We start from the raw sequence: 16,612 nt of genomic DNA on the forward strand, positions 1-16,612 counted from the left end.
TAATTTAATTCCAGTTGTTGGCATAAGGCAGGGAGCAAGGAGCAGCAAGGAGAATAAGCAATGCTCCATGATCCATACCTAATAACTAATTTCTACCTAACCATTTTTGACCATCTAATCGCTGAACTAACCCAAATACCAACAAATCGAGGGTAATTTTGCGCTCATCGATTAAGAATGACTCAAGAGTGCTTGGTTTTTTGCCTTCATTGCAGGAAAATCCCTTTTTCCCTTGAATATCTTCTTCGGGGAAATACACGTTAAACTGACGCCGACCCTTTTCCGACCAACTACCGATAATTTGCCAGCATTCTTCGGCAGATTCAAAGCCAGTGATTGGAACCTTTTGCTTGGCAAAAGACACCTCTAAATCTTGCACACCTTGTTGAGCGATCGCTTTTTGTAAAGCTGGCAAGTAGTCTTGCTCGATAAATTCTACAAATGGCTTATCTTCAACAGATGGGGCTTTTTCTTTTTTGGCGGCTTTAGCTGCGGCTGCGGGTTTTTCTCCTGTTGCTGCGGCAGCTGGTTTAGCAGCATTGGGATTATCTTCGGGGTTTGCCGTTTTCGGGTCTGGCGTGTTAGCAGTAGGAAGGTCTGTGGCTTCTGGTGAATCTGTACTAGGAGCGTGTTCTTCAGCCACACTGGGAGCTTGCTTGTCAACAGTGCTGGGAGCTACTTCTCCCGCTTGATTGTGATTGGTTGGGTCTGCCATTGCTCAGGTCAATCCTTTAATCTAGCTTTTGGAGCGATCGCTCACCTTGATGTATCGGGTATTTTTATTTTGACATACTAGGGCAGAAGGGTAAAAATAACTGTGCAGTTAGAAATAAAGTCAAGGCTTAGGATATAAGCTTTCTTCCCCTTTGCCTTCTTCAAATTCCCTTGAATCCCATCCCACTTTCTACCTCTTGCTGCGCTGGAGTAGAACTTATCTTGTCAGATGCAACTGTCCTAGAAGTCTTATACTTAGTGCCAACTTGACTCAAGAATATGCCTACTAAAATTAAGCTACCACCAATATATTGAGGTAGGGTAGGAGCTTCACCCAAAATAAAATAGGCTGCTATAATCCCGACAACTGGGCTAAAAGAGCTAACTAAGGAAGCCATAGATACAGTAGAAGTTTTCAAGCCTTTAACCCAAAAAGACTGTCCTACAACTACAATCAAACCGCCATAAAGAAACATCCATTGCCACAAAAATGGTGAGAGAACACCAGCGAAATGATCGCTGCCATAAAGGACTAAAGCAATGAAAAAAAAGATTACGGTTCCGAGTGCAGTCCGAAAAATATTATAGATTCCTAGGGGTATTTGAGAGAGGTGTTTCTTGCCAATAATTGTGGAAGCGGCAGTAGCCACTGATGCTGCTACTGCCAAAATCTCTCCTATGCCCAAACCAAAACCTCCCATGTTCATCATGGCTTCTGTTGGAGGTTGAAGGATAATAGTTAGAATAACGCCGATAAATGCTGCGATCGCTCCAATAAATTCCCAAATATTTACCCGTTCTCTTAATAACCAGACTGATAAAGCCAGAGTTAGAGGCGGTTCTAAACGTCCAACCAAGATGATATTGTTCAGTTCTGTGAGTGCCAGTGCCTGGAAAATTAAACCAGGGGCTAACGCTCCTGATAAAATAGCTACTACCGTTAAACTGACCCAATCCTTCCTTGAGAGTTGCTTCAAATTAGCTTTGTTCCACTGTCGCCCATAGATTAGGATCAGCAATATCAAGGCACAAAGGTTTCCCACAAATAAAACATTGCACAAAGAAATCGGATTGCTTAACTTGCCGCCGTAGGCATCGCCTATTAAGTGTTGAGCGCCAATTTCTGTTAACTTCCGGGTAACTGCACCGGATGCTGCAAAAATTAGCATTGCTAGCCAGAGATATGTTTGTCCCGAAATTCTAGGGGTTAGGCGATGTGCTTTTCTGGGTCTAGTCACAATAAGATTACTGCAATGAAAGCATTGCTTATTATATTAAGTTACCCTCATGCACTTCCAAATGAGGTTTTGTTGAGAAAATACTTAAAATATACTGTGACTTCCAGCTACCATCTTTCCCTGAGAAAATGCTGAGAATTAACTAAATTTTCTCTGGGGATAAATTCATGAAAATAATGGCTTAGTTTCAATAAACTCTAAGTCCCAAGTGAGATGCTTTGGATGTTCGGGATAAAACAGAAAAGAGAAGTAACAAATGAAACTTTCACCCCTACTTACAAGTGTAGCCTTGGTTGGTTTTTTGACAGTTTGGGACGCACCATTAAAGGTGATCAATCCATCATTAGTGCAAGCCTCAGCAGCCGAAGAATTGTCTGTAACAAAGAAATTAGACTTGCTCACTAAGAATAAGGGTCAGATTGGTAGTGGCGATCAACTCCGTCGTTTCTTTTTTGCTGACTTAGAGCCAATCGGTATCCAAGTAGGCGGTGCAGGTCACGTAGTTAACCTTTATAACAAAGCTAATGATGTCACATTCGCTTACTGTTCGCATTACGATGTGATTGTTGCCGTTAAGAAAGGTAAGATAACTAAATTTGAACCCAGTGAAGTAAAGTAACTTATTGAAGCTGCTTCTGTCTCAGCTCGACTTTATCCAAAATTAAAAACTTGGCTTTCTTTATTCGGCAACAACACTGGCTTTTTGGCAAATACTTTTTCCACGTCACAGATTATGGATGAAGATAAAGTCGAGCTTAAGATGGCTCTACATTTCCCAGAAAATAACCTAAAATATTATTTTTTTCTACTGCAATCAATAAAAAAAATTGGTGAGTTGAAAACCCTTCAAAAGCCTTGCTCTAATTCCATCTTTAAAAATGATGGAATTAGAGCAAGGATGTGAATTCCAAATTTAAACTTTCAAATCACAACAAGCCTCTTTTACCATTGGGGCGCACGGTCATCCAGTTTGTTTTTGCTAATGCTAGCTGCTCATCAGAAATTTTGGCACTGGTGAGATTAGCACCACACAGATTAGCCCCTCGGAGATTAGCATTGTTGAGATAAGCATTGCTGAGGTCAGCACCTCGTAGGTCTGCCCCTTCTAAATCAGCATGGTTAAAGTATGCTTTGCTCAAATTAGCATCCTTAAGATTTGCTCGAGTTAGACTGGCTCTGCCAAAGTCACTATTGTGAAGATTAGCTCCTTGGAGATTGGTTTTTTGCAATTGAGCGGAATGGAAATTTGTTTGGGATAAGTCAGCACCTTGCAGATTCAACAAACTTAAATTGTGTAAGGCAAAATCTCGTCTTCCCTTCAGATAGGCGGTTAATAAACTTTGGGTATCTAACTTACGCTCAACTTTAGAATTTTGAATTTGTGAACTATTACTGTTGCTATTGGCTAAATTAGAACCCTGGTGTAATCCAGCCGCTTCTGCTGCTTTGGCTCTTCTAGCACGAATTGCCGCCGCTACTTGTGCCACTCCTGCACTGGTAGCAGTAGCAGGGTTATTACATAAAACAGCAGAATTTTCTAGGTGGTTGTGTGTTCGCTCTTTAGATCCACTATCAGATTTAGTCAGTAAACCGTTGGCTAAACTATCTAAGTACGGTTCTATTTCTAATGCTCTGAGAACATCTGCTGCTGACTGATAGCGATTACGTACAGACACTTCTAACATTTTTCGCAATACATTGCTCAAGTGATCGCTCACTTGCACAAGCTGCTCCCACATCATCTCGCCAGTATTGGGATTGTAATCTAAATCTTTAGGAGTTTTGCTAGTCAGTAAATAAATACATGTGACTCCCAGTGCATAAATATCACTGGCGTAGACTGGACGCATAGCCATTTGCTCTGGCGGTGCAAAACCAGGAGTACCAATGGCATAAGCAGTTAATGCTGTCTGTCCTGATGGATTTGTCGTACCTTGGCTGATTTGGTTTTTAACAGCACCAAAATCAATGAGTACCATTCTGGCATCTTGAGTGCGGCGAATTAAGTTGGCTGGTTTGATATCACGGTGAATCACTTTTTGCTCATGGATATATTGCAGCAGTGGCAAAATCTCGCTCAAAAATTGCTTGACTCCAGTTTCGCTCAAGATGCCGTTAAGTTTGACCTCCTCCTGCAAGGTATCACCACTGATGTATTCTTGAACTAAATAGAATTGCTCATGATCTTCAAAATAGTCTAACAATCTTGGTACTTGGGGATGATTGCCAATCTTACCTAGAGTTTTGGCTTCTCGCTCAAAGAGTTCTCTGGCCATCTGTAAAACGTGTGGGGCGCTTCCTGATGGGCGTAATTGTTTAATTACACAACTCGGTTCTCCTGGTAAGCCTTGATCATTGGCTAAGAAGGTTGCTCCAAAGCCACCCTGACCTAATGGTTTGATCACCTGATAGCGATCGCGCAACAGTAATTGCGAGCCACAAGACTGACAGTTTTGGCTATATACCAAATTTTCTGGATTGGGACAGGTAGGATTTAAGCAGTAGCTCATGCACTGTTAACTCGCTGCACGAATAATCACGGGGACTGTTATACTCTCTTTCAATTATTTAGATATTGATCAACTTCTGCCAGGTAATTTTTGCTGGAAATACTGTGAAGATTTCCTAAAGTTTAACTGAATATTACGTAAAGCGATCGCTAGAAAAAGATAATTTATTATACTCAACATTTAAAAATAGTGTTTACCCTATTCTGTTTCTTTTTCTACAAGAGACTGCGCCAACGGGATGGATGCTGCGCGAACGGGAGAGATCCCCAAGATCACACAGCCTTACCCACTGGCTCCCCTACAGAAAATCGCTGTAGAATTTGGATGTCCAAGTTTGGAGGCAATTTAGCTTGAACCGACAGAAGCCCCACGTCTCACCCGATAGGGGAGCGTGGTATGAATGGCGGGCGAGTTGGCGACAGTCTTTCGACCAATTTATCCCGCAGGGATAAGAAGGAGAAAGACATGGAGGAAACGAGCAATTCTTATATTATACTTTTTTATAGCAAACGCTATTTACTCTAAAATGTTAAAGGTTGTCAAAGTCAGATTATATCCAGATTCTCAACAGCAGCAGTCACTAGCGCAAGCTTTTGGCAGTTGTCGTTGGCTCTGGAATTATTGCCTGAATTTGATGAATCAAACATACAAAGAAACTGGTAAGGGGCTGTCTGGATACGCAGTAAAAAAGATAATCCCGCAGTTGAAAAAAGAGTATGAATGGTTGACATCGACCTATTCACAATGTTTGCAACAAGTTTGTTTAAATCTAGGAGTAGCTTTTAATAACTTCTTCTCTGCGAGACGCTGCGCGAATGAAAAAAGAGCTAAATACCCTAGATTCAAATCAAAGCATAGCAAACAGTCAATTCAATACCCTCAAAATGTTAAAGTTGTTGATAGTTGTTTGACCCTCCCAAAAATAGGAGATGTCACAGCGATAATTCATAGACCTATTGAAGGTAAAGTCAAAACCGTAACCATCTCTAAAAATTGCTCTAATCAATACTTTGCAGCTATTCTTTTTGATGATTGTAAAGATAAACCTAGTTCAAATCCAGAAGGTAAAGCGATAGGTATTGATTTGGGATTGACCCACTTCGCTGTTACTAGCGATGGATCTAAATTTGATAACCCCAGAATATTAAACAAGTATGAGAAGAATTTAAAACTCAAGCAGCAGCAACTATCTAGAAAACAGAAAGGCTCTAATAACCGTATTAAAGCTAGAAACAAAGTTGGCTTTGTTCACAGAAAAATTACTAACTACCGTGGAGATTTTTTACACAAGCTATCTCGTAGGATAGTTAACGAAAACCAAGTTATTGTTGTGGAAAACCTCAATGTTAAAGGCATGATGCAAAATCACAAACTCGCCAAATCCATACATCAAGTGGGATGGGGAATGTTTTGCACCATGCTGAAATACAAGGCAGAAATGGAAGGAAAGATTTATCAGGAAGTTGATAGATTTTTCCCTAGTTCAAAAACCTGTCATGTGTGCCTAAATCAAGTTGGTAGTTTGCCTCTTGATATCAGATTTTGGACTTGTGATAATTGTCAAACCAGACATGACAGGGATATCAACGCAAGTATTAACCTCAGAGATGAGGGACTACGGATTTTGACCTCTGGAACGGGGGATAATAAAGCCTGTTGTCCAGATGTAAGTCGGAGTAAGGGAGGACGCAAGAAATCCACTGCTGCGCTTTCTGTTGGACAGGAAGCCTACACTGTACCGTCAGGTCAGTGTAGGTAGTTCACAATCGTCTCCGTTATTCGTTAACAGACTATTAGCTGGCTTTCATGTTCACACTAATCAGCTGTTCGATAAGTGCAAAAACATCACTGCGGCTAAGTTTGTCTTTACCATTAGCAAGGGCATCAAGAGTGCCATTAGCCAAGGTTAAGGGAATTTGGCAAAAATCTAAGGCGGGGCCCGTAGGAAGGTCTTTAACATAAGCTTCTGCCAAGGCTAAATTTCGCCGGGCATACTCTTGCATATTTTCTGCACTCCAACCCTCTGGGAAGAATTCTACCCCACGCCCCAAATCTTCAGTATGGTTACGTAGGATATTGACTGCTTGTAAACCCCGACCAAACCCAATTGCCTGGGTACGGTTCGTTTGTGTTCCATCATACCAAGCCCATAAGTCCGAAAGTAACAATCCCACTGCACCAGCAACCCCAAAGGTATAGCGATCTAAATCAGATTCTGTAGAAATTTTCCAGTTTCTTTCTGCCCAATAAGCCATGCGGTCTGCCATTGCAGCAGTTGCATCCCAAATTCGAGGTGCAATGGTGTCTGGTGCTAGCAGTGACCATTCTCTAATGCTTAAAGTGACTTCTTCTAATGAATTCTCATACCCACTAAATCCTGCCAAGAAAGCATCTAGCGGGAAGCCATCTACCCCTGCCTGTAATGTCAGGCTAATTGTTTTTAACAGCTTCGCTTTAGTAGCGCTATCTAATTCGGAATGATCTTCAATTTCATCAATGGCACGCATACACAAATATGCTGATGCTACTGCCTCTTGTAATCCTGGCGGTAAAAGACTAATTGGAATATAAAAAGTTCGGCTAGTTTCTTTGAGGATTTGCAATGCATCTCTACGTAAATTCATGTTTTCACTCCCCGATTGATTTTTGCACCACATGAAGTTTGCAGTTTTTTGATGATACTGGATATAGTTTTGACTAAACTTTAAAAACTATAGACTATAAGATACGCTAGTATTTCATCTAAAAATTAATAGTTTTTGGTGTTGCAATTAACAAAGCTCTCAAATTTATCAAAGTCTAGTCTAGTATATAGGTTTTTGGGTGCAAAAGTGTTTGAGGTGTCGTTTGATATAGCGTTCATAAACTTTTAGGAGATATATAAAGAATTATGCTAATATTTGGTTGAATATTGCAAATTTTTTCTATAAGCAAACAGTCATTTTCGGCATTTGAAAGTGTTTAAAGTCTGCGTTAATCTGACTAAGAAAGTGTAATTATTGTATATATAAAGACAATTTAGGAAAAGCTGATGACGGATAACAGCATTTGTACGCATCTCAACGTTCGTACAGTGGCTTGCCGATGAGTTAGGGTAAGTTAAATTGGACACAAAGGGTTGCGGCGGTCGATGTCTACGCGTAACTTACGATAGTGACATCAAATGACCATAACCTAGAACCAAAAGTTGCCGTATATTTACTTGATTGACAATAAAAAAGTGGACAAAGTGGACTGTTGTCCACTCAAAAAACATTTGTGAATATTTTTACCAAAGAGCAGCATGACTGCACCTGTAGCAGGGGCGACTTTTTCGACGGAATCAACATCCCCTGGTTTCACCCACTCTAAATTAGGACTTACGCAAAATATCTCTCAAACTCTTATTTCTCCGTGTACTCTGCGCCTCTGTGGTTCGTTATTCCGTAACTCTTGCGTAAGTCAGTCCTATAAATATTGGGCAGCAACGTTGAGATTTTCGGATATAGCAGTTCTCAATTGCATAGAATACAGAGCATTCGTAAGGGCACAGCAATGCTCATTGGTGTCAACTTAAGGTAAAACTCCTTTCAAATCTCGTTTCCAGCCTCTGGCTGGAAATGCTCATCATAGCTGCTCTGCCGCAAGTCTTGAGGCGGAGCCTCAACGACAGGCATTCCCAGTCGGAGACTGGGAACGAGGCAATCCTAAAAGCTTTTTCTAGACTGCTTTTCACGTTAAGTTGACACCAATGAGTAATACTGTGCCCCTACTGTGTTGCATCCAAACGAGAACCGCTATATTACAGCAGTTTTCGATCAAACCCACCACAAAAATAAATCCTAAAACAAAGCCCAGTATTGCTTTCAGCACTTTTATCTGTAGCACGTTTGATTGCAATTTGCTGTAAGTCACCTATTTCCCCAATCCTCACACGCGATCGCTCATAAAGCTTTGCCTAAGTATTCTTTCGTCCTAAAATTAAATCAGTTAACAGTATCCCAGACAAAATCATTCAAAGGTACGGCAAAAACTAGGATAATTAGCAGCATAAAAGTGAACCTTAAGCAAAAAATATCTGCTCATATTTAACCCAACTTCTAATGAAAGAAAGAGTTTAAGGCTGATTATCTCTGTAATCATGAATGCGGACAAGTATTAACCTGCTTAATAACTGATATGCCCCAATATTTCGGAAAATTACCCACAACTAACCAACCTTGGACAACTGTTAGCAATGTAAAATCTGTAACCTGGAACAATAATATTGTTAATTTTGACTGTGGCGACTCACGCCTTACTATCAGTGTACTTGCGCCCAATTTACTCCGTGTACGTTTTGCACCGACTGGGGAATTTATGCCCCGCCGTCCTTGGGCAGTGACGCTGGATGATGGAGAATGGGCAACAACACCTTTTACGGTGCAAGAAAATGAAGCAACGGTAGAAATTGAAACAGCACAGATTCATGTGTACATCCAGCGAGAAAAGTGTCGCATTGCCTGTTTCGATAAAGCTAATCGCCCTTTTGCCCAAGATGCAGAGATGGGTATAGGTTGGCGGATGGGTGCAGTTGCAGGGTGGAAGGAAATTGCAGCTGATGAACATTTCTATGGCTTTGGTGAACGCACAGGCTTTCTGGATAAACTCAGCGAAGTGAAAACCAACTGGACAACGGATGCTCTAGATTATGATTCACTCACTGATGAAATGTACCAAGCAATTCCATTTTTTATGGCTTTGCGCCCAGGGTTAGGCTATGGCATCTTTTTCAACACCTCTTTTTGGAGTCAGTTCGATATCGGTGCTGAACAACCAGGTACTTGGAAGATGGAAACTCGTGGCGGTGAATTGGATTATTACATTATCTATGGCCCCGAACCTGCCGAAATCCTGGAGACTTACACTCAGCTAACCGGGAGAATGCCATTACCGCCGAAATGGGCGCTAGGTTATCATCAATGTCGCTGGAGTTATGAATCAGAAACCGTTGTGCGGGAACTGGCGCAAGAATTTCGTCAGCGTCGCATTCCCTGTGATGTTATTCACTTGGATATTGACTATATGCGGGGCTATCGAGTCTTTAGTTGGAGTCCTCAACGTTTCCCCAACGCAGCAAAACTCATTAGTGATTTAGCAGAGGATGGTTTCAAAACAGTCACAATCATTGACCCTGGTGTGAAGTATGAACCAGAAGGTAATTATCATGTTTTTGACCAAGGAATAGAAAACGACTATTTTGTGCGTAAAGCTGATGGTACGTTGTTCCACGGCTATGTTTGGCCAGAGAAAGCTGTTTTCCTGACTTTTTACGTCCTGATGTGTCTAACTGGTGGGGTGATTTACACAAAAGCCTAACTGATATTGGTGTGGCAGGAATTTGGAATGATATGAATGAACCTGCCATAAACGATCGTCCTTTCGGCGATGATGGTGAAAAGATTTGGTTTCCCTTAGATGCACCGCAGGGGAGTGAAGAGGCAGGGGGCAGGGGGCAGGGGGCAGGGGGAGCAGGGGAAGCAGGGGAAGCAGAGGGAGAGGAGGAGAACCAATCCAAAATCCAAGTTGCGCTGGAAGCGCACCAAAGGTGCGACCTAAAATCTAAAATTGATGTGACTCATACGGAAGTGCATAATTTGTATGGGTTGATGATGGCTAAAGCTTGTTATGAAGGGTTGGAACGGCATCGAAGTTCACAGCGATCATTTGTGTTAACGCGATCGGGTTATGCTGGTGTGCAACGCTGGTCTTCTGTGTGGATGGGAGATAACCAATCGTTGTGGGAGCATTTAGAAATGTCTCTGCCGATGCTTTGCAATATGGGACTTTCGGGTGTGGGGTTTGTGGGTTGCGATATTGGCGGGTTTGCTGGTAATGCCACAGCTGAATTATTCGCTCGGTGGATGCAGGTAGGAATGCTTTACCCATTGATGCGCGCTCATTCGGCAATGTCTACTGCTCGTCATGAACCTTGGGTATTTGGCGATCGCGTTGAAAATATCTGTCGAGAATATATTAATCTACGTTATCAGCTACTTCCCTACATTTATAGTCTTTTCTGGGAAGCGGCAACAACGGGCGCGCCGATTTTAAGACCATTATTGTACCATTTCCCTAACGATCTGAAAACTTATAGCCTCTACGATCAAGTATTGCTAGGTGCGTCGCTGATGGCTGCACCAATTTACCGCCCTGGAGTTGAGCATCGAGCTGTCTACTTACCTGCTGGCACTTGGTATGATTGGTGGACTGGCGATCGCTATGAAGGCCCAATTCACATTCTGGCCCATGCACCACTGGAAAAAATGCCACTGTATGTCCGTAGCGGTGCGATCGTTCCCATGCAACCTATCAGGCAATATGTTGATGAATCTCCACTCGACGAGATCCGATTACGGATTTGGCCTGGTAATAATGAATATCAGCTATTTGAAGATGATGGACAAACAAACAAGTATCAAGATAAAAAGTTTCGCTAGCAAATATCAGCGTATTACTAACTTTAATCAAACAGTAGTGGAAATTGGAGCAAGAGTTGGAGAATGGACACCTCCACCGCGTGAAGTAATTGTAGAAGTTGTTGGGGTTGGAGAGCAGCGTTTTCAGGATGATGGTAAGCGACATAGCCTGCAATTCTGAATATACTCGCAAAGGTGGTTTTTTGAGCCACCATTATTTCCTACTTTAAATTGATTGTGCCAGAGAAAATATGCATAGAGGTAGATGAAAACCGAGTCAATGGGTAACATAAAATACAAATAGTATTAATGATTAACCCGTAAGAAATACGGAAGTTTACCACGCTAGATAGATGCGGTTAGAGAACACCAAATGTTAAACGTTAACCGCTTGCGGCTGCAAGATAGATTTAAAATCTCTACAAATTCACTTGTGGCAAAAGTCGCAAGTGCAATTTCCATAATGGTTGGTAGTTTCGTGTTAGTTGGCTGGTGGCTTGGCATTGAAGTTCTCAAGCGCGGCTTTACCGATAGTCCTGCCACAATGAAAGTCAACACAGCGCTGTGTTTTGTGCTGTGTGGAGTGTCGCTGTGGCTATTTTTAAAAGGAAAGGGCAAGGAGGAGGGAACAGGAAAAAACAATTCAAAATTCTTTCCCCACTTTCCCTCTATTTTAATTTCCAGCGTCTGTGCAATAGCTGTCACCACAATTGGGACACTCACACTCTGTCAATATCTGTTTGGCTGGAATCTTGGTATTGATGAACTGGTGTTCCTGATTTGCCAATAGCATAAACGACATCGCATCCGGGGCGAATGGGGGCGAACACAGCAATAAACTGATGCTAATCAGCATCGCCCTACAAATTCTGATTTATCCAAAAACCCACCGCAGTTATTGGTATGCCCCGATTATTACTCTGATAGCTACTTTAATTTCTTTTCAAGCACTGATGGGCTATGCCTACAAAGGAAAGTTCTCTATGGACTTGGCCTTACACAACTTCAATGGCCTTACATACAGCTATATTGTTCAGCTTACTAAGTATGGGCATTTTTATCGGCGCGGGCAGAACAGGGGTTAATGAAGGTAGTTACAAGTGATTACTTACGGTGGCTTACTTGCACGCCGTTTATTAGTTGCTGCGATCGCAGTACCTTTTGTATTAGGCTGGGTAATTGTTGAAGGTCAACGGGCAGAACAATATGATCCGGCGTTTGCAATATCGATATTTGCGATCATTTTAATTGTAATTTTTACTATTTTAATTTGGCAAAGCGCGGCGGTTATTGAATGCCTCAGCAATCAACGCGACTGCGCTCAAAAAGCACTGAGAACCTACGAAGCGAAACTGGGGAGTTTTGTCGATGCTAACGTTATCGGCATTTTGTTTGGCGACGTGTCTGGCGGTATCGAGCAGGCAAACGACGAATTTCTGAGGATAATTGGTTACACGCGGGAGGATTTGTTAGCAGGTAAATTAAGTTGGAGCAATATCACACCACCAGAGTATTTATTACTTGGATGAGCGAAGTGTTGCTGAAGCACAAGAAAACACCAACGCTGCTTGTACACCCTACGAAAAAGAATATATCCGTAAGGATGGTAGCCGCATCCCGGTTTTAGTTGGTTACGTGCTACTAGGAGAAAACCGGAAAGAGTCAGTAGCCTTTGTTCTCGACTTAAGCGAACGCAAGCAAGCAGAAACAGAGCAACAAAAATTAGTATCGCTGGTAGAAAATAGCTCTGACTTTATCAGTATTGCCACTCTTGAAGGTCAATTACTCTACATAAATGATGCAGGTCAAAAACTGGTAGGGCTTGCCAGCCTTGAAGAAGTGAGGCAAAAAGCAGTATTAGATTACGTCATGCCCAAAGACAAAGCCTATTTTCAAGAACATATACTGCCAACTGTGCTGTTCCAAGGGCGCTGGCAGGGAGAATTCTGCTTTTGCCACCTTCAAACAGGTCAACCGATACCAGTTGATTACAACATCTTCACTGTTACAGACAAGAAGACAGGTGAGCCAATTGCCTTAGCAACTGTAACTCGCAACATCAGCGAGCAAAAACAGGCCAAAGAACAAATATTACAACTAAATAGGAATCTACAGCGCCGCATTACTGAGTTACAAACTTTGTTAGAAGTAATTCCGATTGGAATTGGTATTGCTGAAGATCCAGAATGCCAAAATATCAAAGTCAACCCTTCTTTTGCCAAGCAGTTGGGGATATTGCCAGATACAAATGCCTCCCTCAGTGCTTCCTTGAACGAAAGACCAACAAACTTTAAAATCTACCGCGAGGGAAGGGAACTGTCAGCAGAAGAACTCCCCATGCAATATTCCGCAACTCATGGTGTTGAAGTTCTGGATTGTGAACTCAATGTCATCCATGAAAACGGAAAAATTGTCAAGCTGTTGGAGTACGTTGCACCCCTGTTCGACGAAGAGGGTAAAACCAGAGGAAGCGTTGGTGCATTTTTAGATATTACGGAGCGTAAGCAGACAGAAGAAGTTCTCTGGAATCAGCAAAAATGGCTAGAGGATGTGTTAAATCTGATGCCACGACCATTGCTATTTATCGAACCCGGAACAGCGCGGGTAACTTTTGCCAATCGTTCTGCTAACGAATTAGCTGGGGGCGAATTTCCCAAAGGTGTACCAGCCGCCGAGTATCACACAGTTTATCACTACACGAATGCGGCTGGCGATCGCATCCCCAATGAACTTATGCCAGGTGTACGGGTTGCCCTTGGCGAACGCCTGAATGGATTGGAAGTAGATTGGCATACTCCCGGTGGTGTGCGCTCTCTATTAATATTTGCTGATACCTTGCCAGCAATGCACGGTCATCCGGCTACCTGTATTTTGGTGTTTCAAGAAATCAGCAACCTCAAAAAGGCACAAAAGGCACTCTCGTTAAGTTCAAAAGGCTAAAACTACTATTTGATACAGCTAACGATTTACTATCGAGTCAGCAACCAGTAGCGCTAATCGATAGCGTCTATCGAAAACTAAGAGACCAAATTGATTTAGATATTTACTTTAACTATTTGGTTGAGGATAACTCTCAGGTAATGCGGTTGGCAGCTTATACTGGCATTACCCAAGAGATGGCAAAGGAAATTGAGTGTTTAGCATTTGGGCAAGGGGTTTGTAGTACTGTCGCCCAGGAACGCCATCCCATAGCTGTAGAGAATGTACAGCAATCCACTGACCCGCAAACAGAATTGATTCGCTCGTTAGGCATTACTGCTTATTATGCATACCCATTGCTCGCCCAAGGACGTTTGTTGGGTACTCTTTCTTTTGGCAGCCGCACTCTGTTAAGCTTCACCGAAAATCAAAAAGCGATGATGCAAGCAGTCTGCGACCAAATAGCGATAGCAATGGAACGGGCTATCTTAATTGCTTCTTTGCAACAACAGACAGAGCAGTTGCAACAAGCCAACCGCATGAAAGATGAGTTTCTGGGTGTATTGTCTCACGAATTGCGATCGCCCCTCAATGCCATCCTTGGCTGGGCGCAATTATTACAACGAAGCAAGCTCAGTGATACCCAAATGGCTAGGGCTACGGAGACAATTGAACGCAATGCTAAAGCGCAAACCCAGCTAATTGAAGATTTGCTAGATGTATCGCGGATGATTAGGGGCAAGTTACGCCTCAATGTTAGTACTTGTAATTTAGCTCCGATAATTGAGTCAGCCATTGAAACTGTTAGTCTAGCCGCCCAGTCTAAGGAAATTGATTTGAGATTTTCCCTCATTCCCTCAAAAGAAACGCAAAATGTGCCACCGGGATACTCCCCGTGGTAACAATCGCGCCAAATTCCGATTTGGGATTAGGAGTTAATCACGAAATCTAGAATTTCCAGAAGCACAATCTCAAACCAATCAACACTCAGCAGACAGCTTGCTGGGCGAAAATTCTCAATTCTTAGTTCCTGGTGATTTCGACCGCTTGCAACAAATCATCTGGAATCTGCTATCCAATGCCATCAAATTCACACCCGTCGGCGGAAGGGTAGAGGTGCAATTGTCAGTGGTCATAGGACAAGAAAAACAACAGACAACGGATAAATATGCCCAAATTCAGGTGATTGATACAGGTATTGGTATCAGTCCTGATTTTCTTCCTTACGTTTTTGATCGCTTTCGTCAAGCTGATAGTTCTAATACTAGAACTTATGGTGGATTAGGGCTAGGATTAGCGATCGTCCGTCATTTAGTAGAATTACATGGTGGGACTGTCCACGCAGATAGTCCAGGTAAAGAACAAGGAGCGACATTTACAGTCAAAACTACCACTTTTGAAGAGTGCTTCCCTGCCCCTTCCTGTGCCCCTCCATCCTTGTGTCACTCCCTTTGTTTCTCTACTTGGCGTGCGCGTGCTAGTGGTAGATGACCAAGCCGATACCCGTGAATTCATCACTACAGTACTCGAACAGTGCCAAGCCGAAGTTAAAGCTGTAGCATCAGTTCAAGAAGCATTGCAAGTAATTACACAGTGGAAGCCAGATGCTTTAGTTAGCGACATCAGTATGCCCCAGGAGGATGGTTACTCTTTAATCCGTAAAGTGCGATCGCAACCACCAGAACTAGGGGGGAATATTCCCGCCGCCGCGTTGACAACTTATGCTAGGGCTGAAGATCGGATGCGAGCTATACAAGAAGGTTATCAGCTACATTTACCTAAACCTATTGAAGCCGCTGAGTTAGCTACAGTAGTCGCTAGCCTTGTGGGACGGACTTAGAAAAAATAGGGATTGGAAAATTTGGGATAATTTATTTTTTGCAAGTCCCTTACCAAAAAACAGTTTTTTATTTGCAATTTAGCGTAGTTGGTGAATACCTACACTATATAGATATTGATGTGTGTATTTTTATTTCAATGTAAATAATTATTGTCTATTAGGGTGATGAGTACTTAGTATAAGTGGCTTCAATATATTTCGGCTAGCTTGTTTATTACGAGAACATTCCCCTAACCTCTCTTAAAAAAACTTGCTCTTTTCCTCTTCTAAGCTCTTAAAAAAGAGGTCGCCACAGTTGCTTAGATGTGATCTGAAATATCTTCAATGCGGTTTCCGAAATAGGCAATTTCAGAGTTGTATTTAAATTATGTAGCCTAAAACAATTCAATCAGGCTACATCAAGTGTAACTTGGGTACTTTAGGAGGTTATTTATAAGAATTAGACTTTCGTTTACCTTAGTGAGTGTAATTAATCTGTACTATTCACTCCTTGCGTAATGATACACACAGTTGTTAAGACACATTTTGTCTGCCTTTTAATCTCCTTAACGCATTAATTATGTAAAAAATAGATAGCGCAAATTTCAACTTTCATAAATCTAACCAATAAACAGTATTTTATACATTAATAAACCTCCTATGATTGCTTTAACAAAAACATTAGTAACAGAAAAGGTAGTTGAATTACAACAGCTAGATGCGATTGAATTACATGACTCGAAGCGGGCTGATTTTCTACAAGAAGTGATTGAAGGCTTAGAAGAGGGGATATTAATTTTAAGCCAAACAGGTGAAATCATTCATGCTAATGCATCTGCTCTTCGCCTGTGTTGTCAATTCAACCAAGGCAATTTCAACCAAAATTTTGTACCGTCAATCATCTGGAATCTTTGTGAATCCTTACTGAGTCAGTGGGTATTTGTTTTCTGATAAACTGATCCTTCTGTCGGATGA

General features: G+C 42.0%; 12 protein-coding genes and 2 pseudogenes. 10 read left to right on the forward strand and 4 right to left on the reverse strand.

All coding sequences use genetic code 11. The annotated features are described in order from the left end of the window. Positions 1-85: 85 nt before the first annotated feature. Both ANSO36C_RS25960 and ANSO36C_RS25965 read right to left on the reverse strand, forming a co-directional pair. Positions 86-715 carry a DUF2996 domain-containing protein gene (locus tag ANSO36C_RS25960; RefSeq protein WP_251956958.1) on the reverse strand — a complete coding sequence of 210 codons (630 nt, stop codon included), beginning with the start codon at positions 713-715 and terminating at the stop codon, positions 86-88. Positions 716-875: 160 nt separating this feature from the next. Further along, positions 876-1,952, reverse strand: a complete 1,077-nt coding sequence (locus tag ANSO36C_RS25965; RefSeq protein WP_251956959.1) for a DMT family transporter — start codon at positions 1,950-1,952, stop codon at positions 876-878. Between the two features lie 256 nt (positions 1,953-2,208). Between ANSO36C_RS25965 and ANSO36C_RS25970 the strand changes: the two genes are divergently transcribed. Together ANSO36C_RS25970 and ANSO36C_RS25975 are read left to right on the forward strand one after the other, a co-directional pair. After that, entirely contained in the window at positions 2,209-2,571 is a 363-nt protein-coding gene (locus tag ANSO36C_RS25970; protein ID WP_251956961.1) for a hypothetical protein, read from the forward strand. A gap of 114 nt (positions 2,572-2,685) precedes the next feature. Further along, positions 2,686-2,856, forward strand: a complete 171-nt coding sequence (locus tag ANSO36C_RS25975) for a hypothetical protein (protein WP_251956965.1) — start codon at positions 2,686-2,688, stop codon at positions 2,854-2,856. 22 nt (positions 2,857-2,878) lie between these two features. On the opposite strand, the gene ANSO36C_RS25980 is transcribed toward ANSO36C_RS25975, so the two are convergent. Beyond that, the gene (locus tag ANSO36C_RS25980; RefSeq protein ID WP_251956966.1) at positions 2,879-4,462 is read right to left on the reverse strand and encodes a serine/threonine-protein kinase; all 1,584 of its coding nucleotides are present in this window, start codon (positions 4,460-4,462) and stop codon (positions 2,879-2,881) included. Positions 4,463-4,988: 526 nt separating this feature from the next. Between ANSO36C_RS25980 and ANSO36C_RS25985 the strand changes: the two genes are divergently transcribed. Next, positions 4,989-6,221, forward strand: a complete 1,233-nt coding sequence (locus tag ANSO36C_RS25985; RefSeq protein WP_251956968.1) for an RNA-guided endonuclease InsQ/TnpB family protein — start codon at positions 4,989-4,991, stop codon at positions 6,219-6,221. Positions 6,222-6,255: 34 nt separating this feature from the next. On the opposite strand, the gene ANSO36C_RS25990 is transcribed toward ANSO36C_RS25985, so the two are convergent. Next, positions 6,256-7,086 (reverse strand): squalene/phytoene synthase family protein, encoded by an 831-nt coding sequence (locus ANSO36C_RS25990; protein WP_251956969.1) that lies wholly within the window; start codon positions 7,084-7,086, stop codon positions 6,256-6,258. Between the two features lie 1,534 nt (positions 7,087-8,620). Between ANSO36C_RS25990 and ANSO36C_RS25995 the strand changes: the two are divergent. The 7 genes and pseudogenes from ANSO36C_RS25995 (at position 8,621) to ANSO36C_RS34525 (ending at position 16,588) form a co-directional block, all read left to right on the forward strand. Continuing rightward, a pseudogene (locus ANSO36C_RS25995) lies at positions 8,621-11,080 on the forward strand (glycoside hydrolase family 31 protein). A 192-nt stretch (positions 11,081-11,272) separates the two neighbouring features. Beyond that, positions 11,273-11,689, forward strand: a complete 417-nt coding sequence (locus ANSO36C_RS26000) for a hypothetical protein (protein WP_251956971.1) — start codon at positions 11,273-11,275, stop codon at positions 11,687-11,689. 310 nt (positions 11,690-11,999) lie between these two features. Next, on the forward strand, positions 12,000-12,428 hold the full coding sequence (locus tag ANSO36C_RS26005) for a PAS domain-containing protein (protein ID WP_251956972.1): 429 nt from the start codon (positions 12,000-12,002) through the stop codon (positions 12,426-12,428). Then, the gene (locus tag ANSO36C_RS35080) at positions 12,421-13,839 is read left to right on the forward strand and encodes a PAS domain-containing protein (protein WP_410174633.1); all 1,419 of its coding nucleotides are present in this window, start codon (positions 12,421-12,423) and stop codon (positions 13,837-13,839) included. Before ANSO36C_RS26005 ends, ANSO36C_RS35080 begins: the two co-directional genes overlap by 8 nt. Positions 13,840-13,940: 101 nt before the next feature. Continuing rightward, positions 13,941-14,720: a GAF domain-containing sensor histidine kinase gene (locus ANSO36C_RS35085; RefSeq protein WP_410174727.1), complete on the forward strand. Its 780-nt coding sequence runs from the start codon at positions 13,941-13,943 to the stop codon at positions 14,718-14,720. 112 nt (positions 14,721-14,832) lie between these two features. Then, a pseudogene (locus ANSO36C_RS35090) lies at positions 14,833-15,658 on the forward strand (ATP-binding response regulator); the annotation flags it as partial. A gap of 639 nt (positions 15,659-16,297) precedes the next feature. Continuing rightward, positions 16,298-16,588: a hypothetical protein gene (locus ANSO36C_RS34525; protein WP_323374515.1), complete on the forward strand. Its 291-nt coding sequence runs from the start codon at positions 16,298-16,300 to the stop codon at positions 16,586-16,588. Positions 16,589-16,612: the final 24 nt, after the last annotated feature.

The sequence above is a fragment of the Nostoc cf. commune SO-36 genome (assembly GCF_023734775.1).
Lineage (GTDB): Bacteria > Cyanobacteriota > Cyanobacteriia > Cyanobacteriales > Nostocaceae > Nostoc > Nostoc commune_A.

What these genes read in the sequence shown, in the direction of transcription:
- ANSO36C_RS25960 (WP_251956958.1), bottom strand. Translation starts at nt 715, where the DNA reads ATGGCAGACCCAACCAATCACAATCAAGCGGGAGAAGTAGCTCCCAGC.
- ANSO36C_RS25970 (WP_251956961.1), top strand. Translation starts at nt 2,209, where the DNA reads ATGAAACTTTCACCCCTACTTACAAGTGTAGCCTTGGTTGGTTTTTTG.
- ANSO36C_RS25975 (WP_251956965.1), top strand. Translation starts at nt 2,686, where the DNA reads ATGGATGAAGATAAAGTCGAGCTTAAGATGGCTCTACATTTCCCAGAA.
- ANSO36C_RS25980 (WP_251956966.1), bottom strand. Translation starts at nt 4,462, where the DNA reads ATGAGCTACTGCTTAAATCCTACCTGTCCCAATCCAGAAAATTTGGTA.
- ANSO36C_RS25985 (WP_251956968.1), top strand. Translation starts at nt 4,989, where the DNA reads ATGTTAAAGGTTGTCAAAGTCAGATTATATCCAGATTCTCAACAGCAG.
- ANSO36C_RS25990 (WP_251956969.1), bottom strand. Translation starts at nt 7,086, where the DNA reads ATGAATTTACGTAGAGATGCATTGCAAATCCTCAAAGAAACTAGCCGA.
- ANSO36C_RS26000 (WP_251956971.1), top strand. Translation starts at nt 11,273, where the DNA reads ATGTTAAACGTTAACCGCTTGCGGCTGCAAGATAGATTTAAAATCTCT.
- ANSO36C_RS34525 (WP_323374515.1), top strand. Translation starts at nt 16,298, where the DNA reads ATGATTGCTTTAACAAAAACATTAGTAACAGAAAAGGTAGTTGAATTA.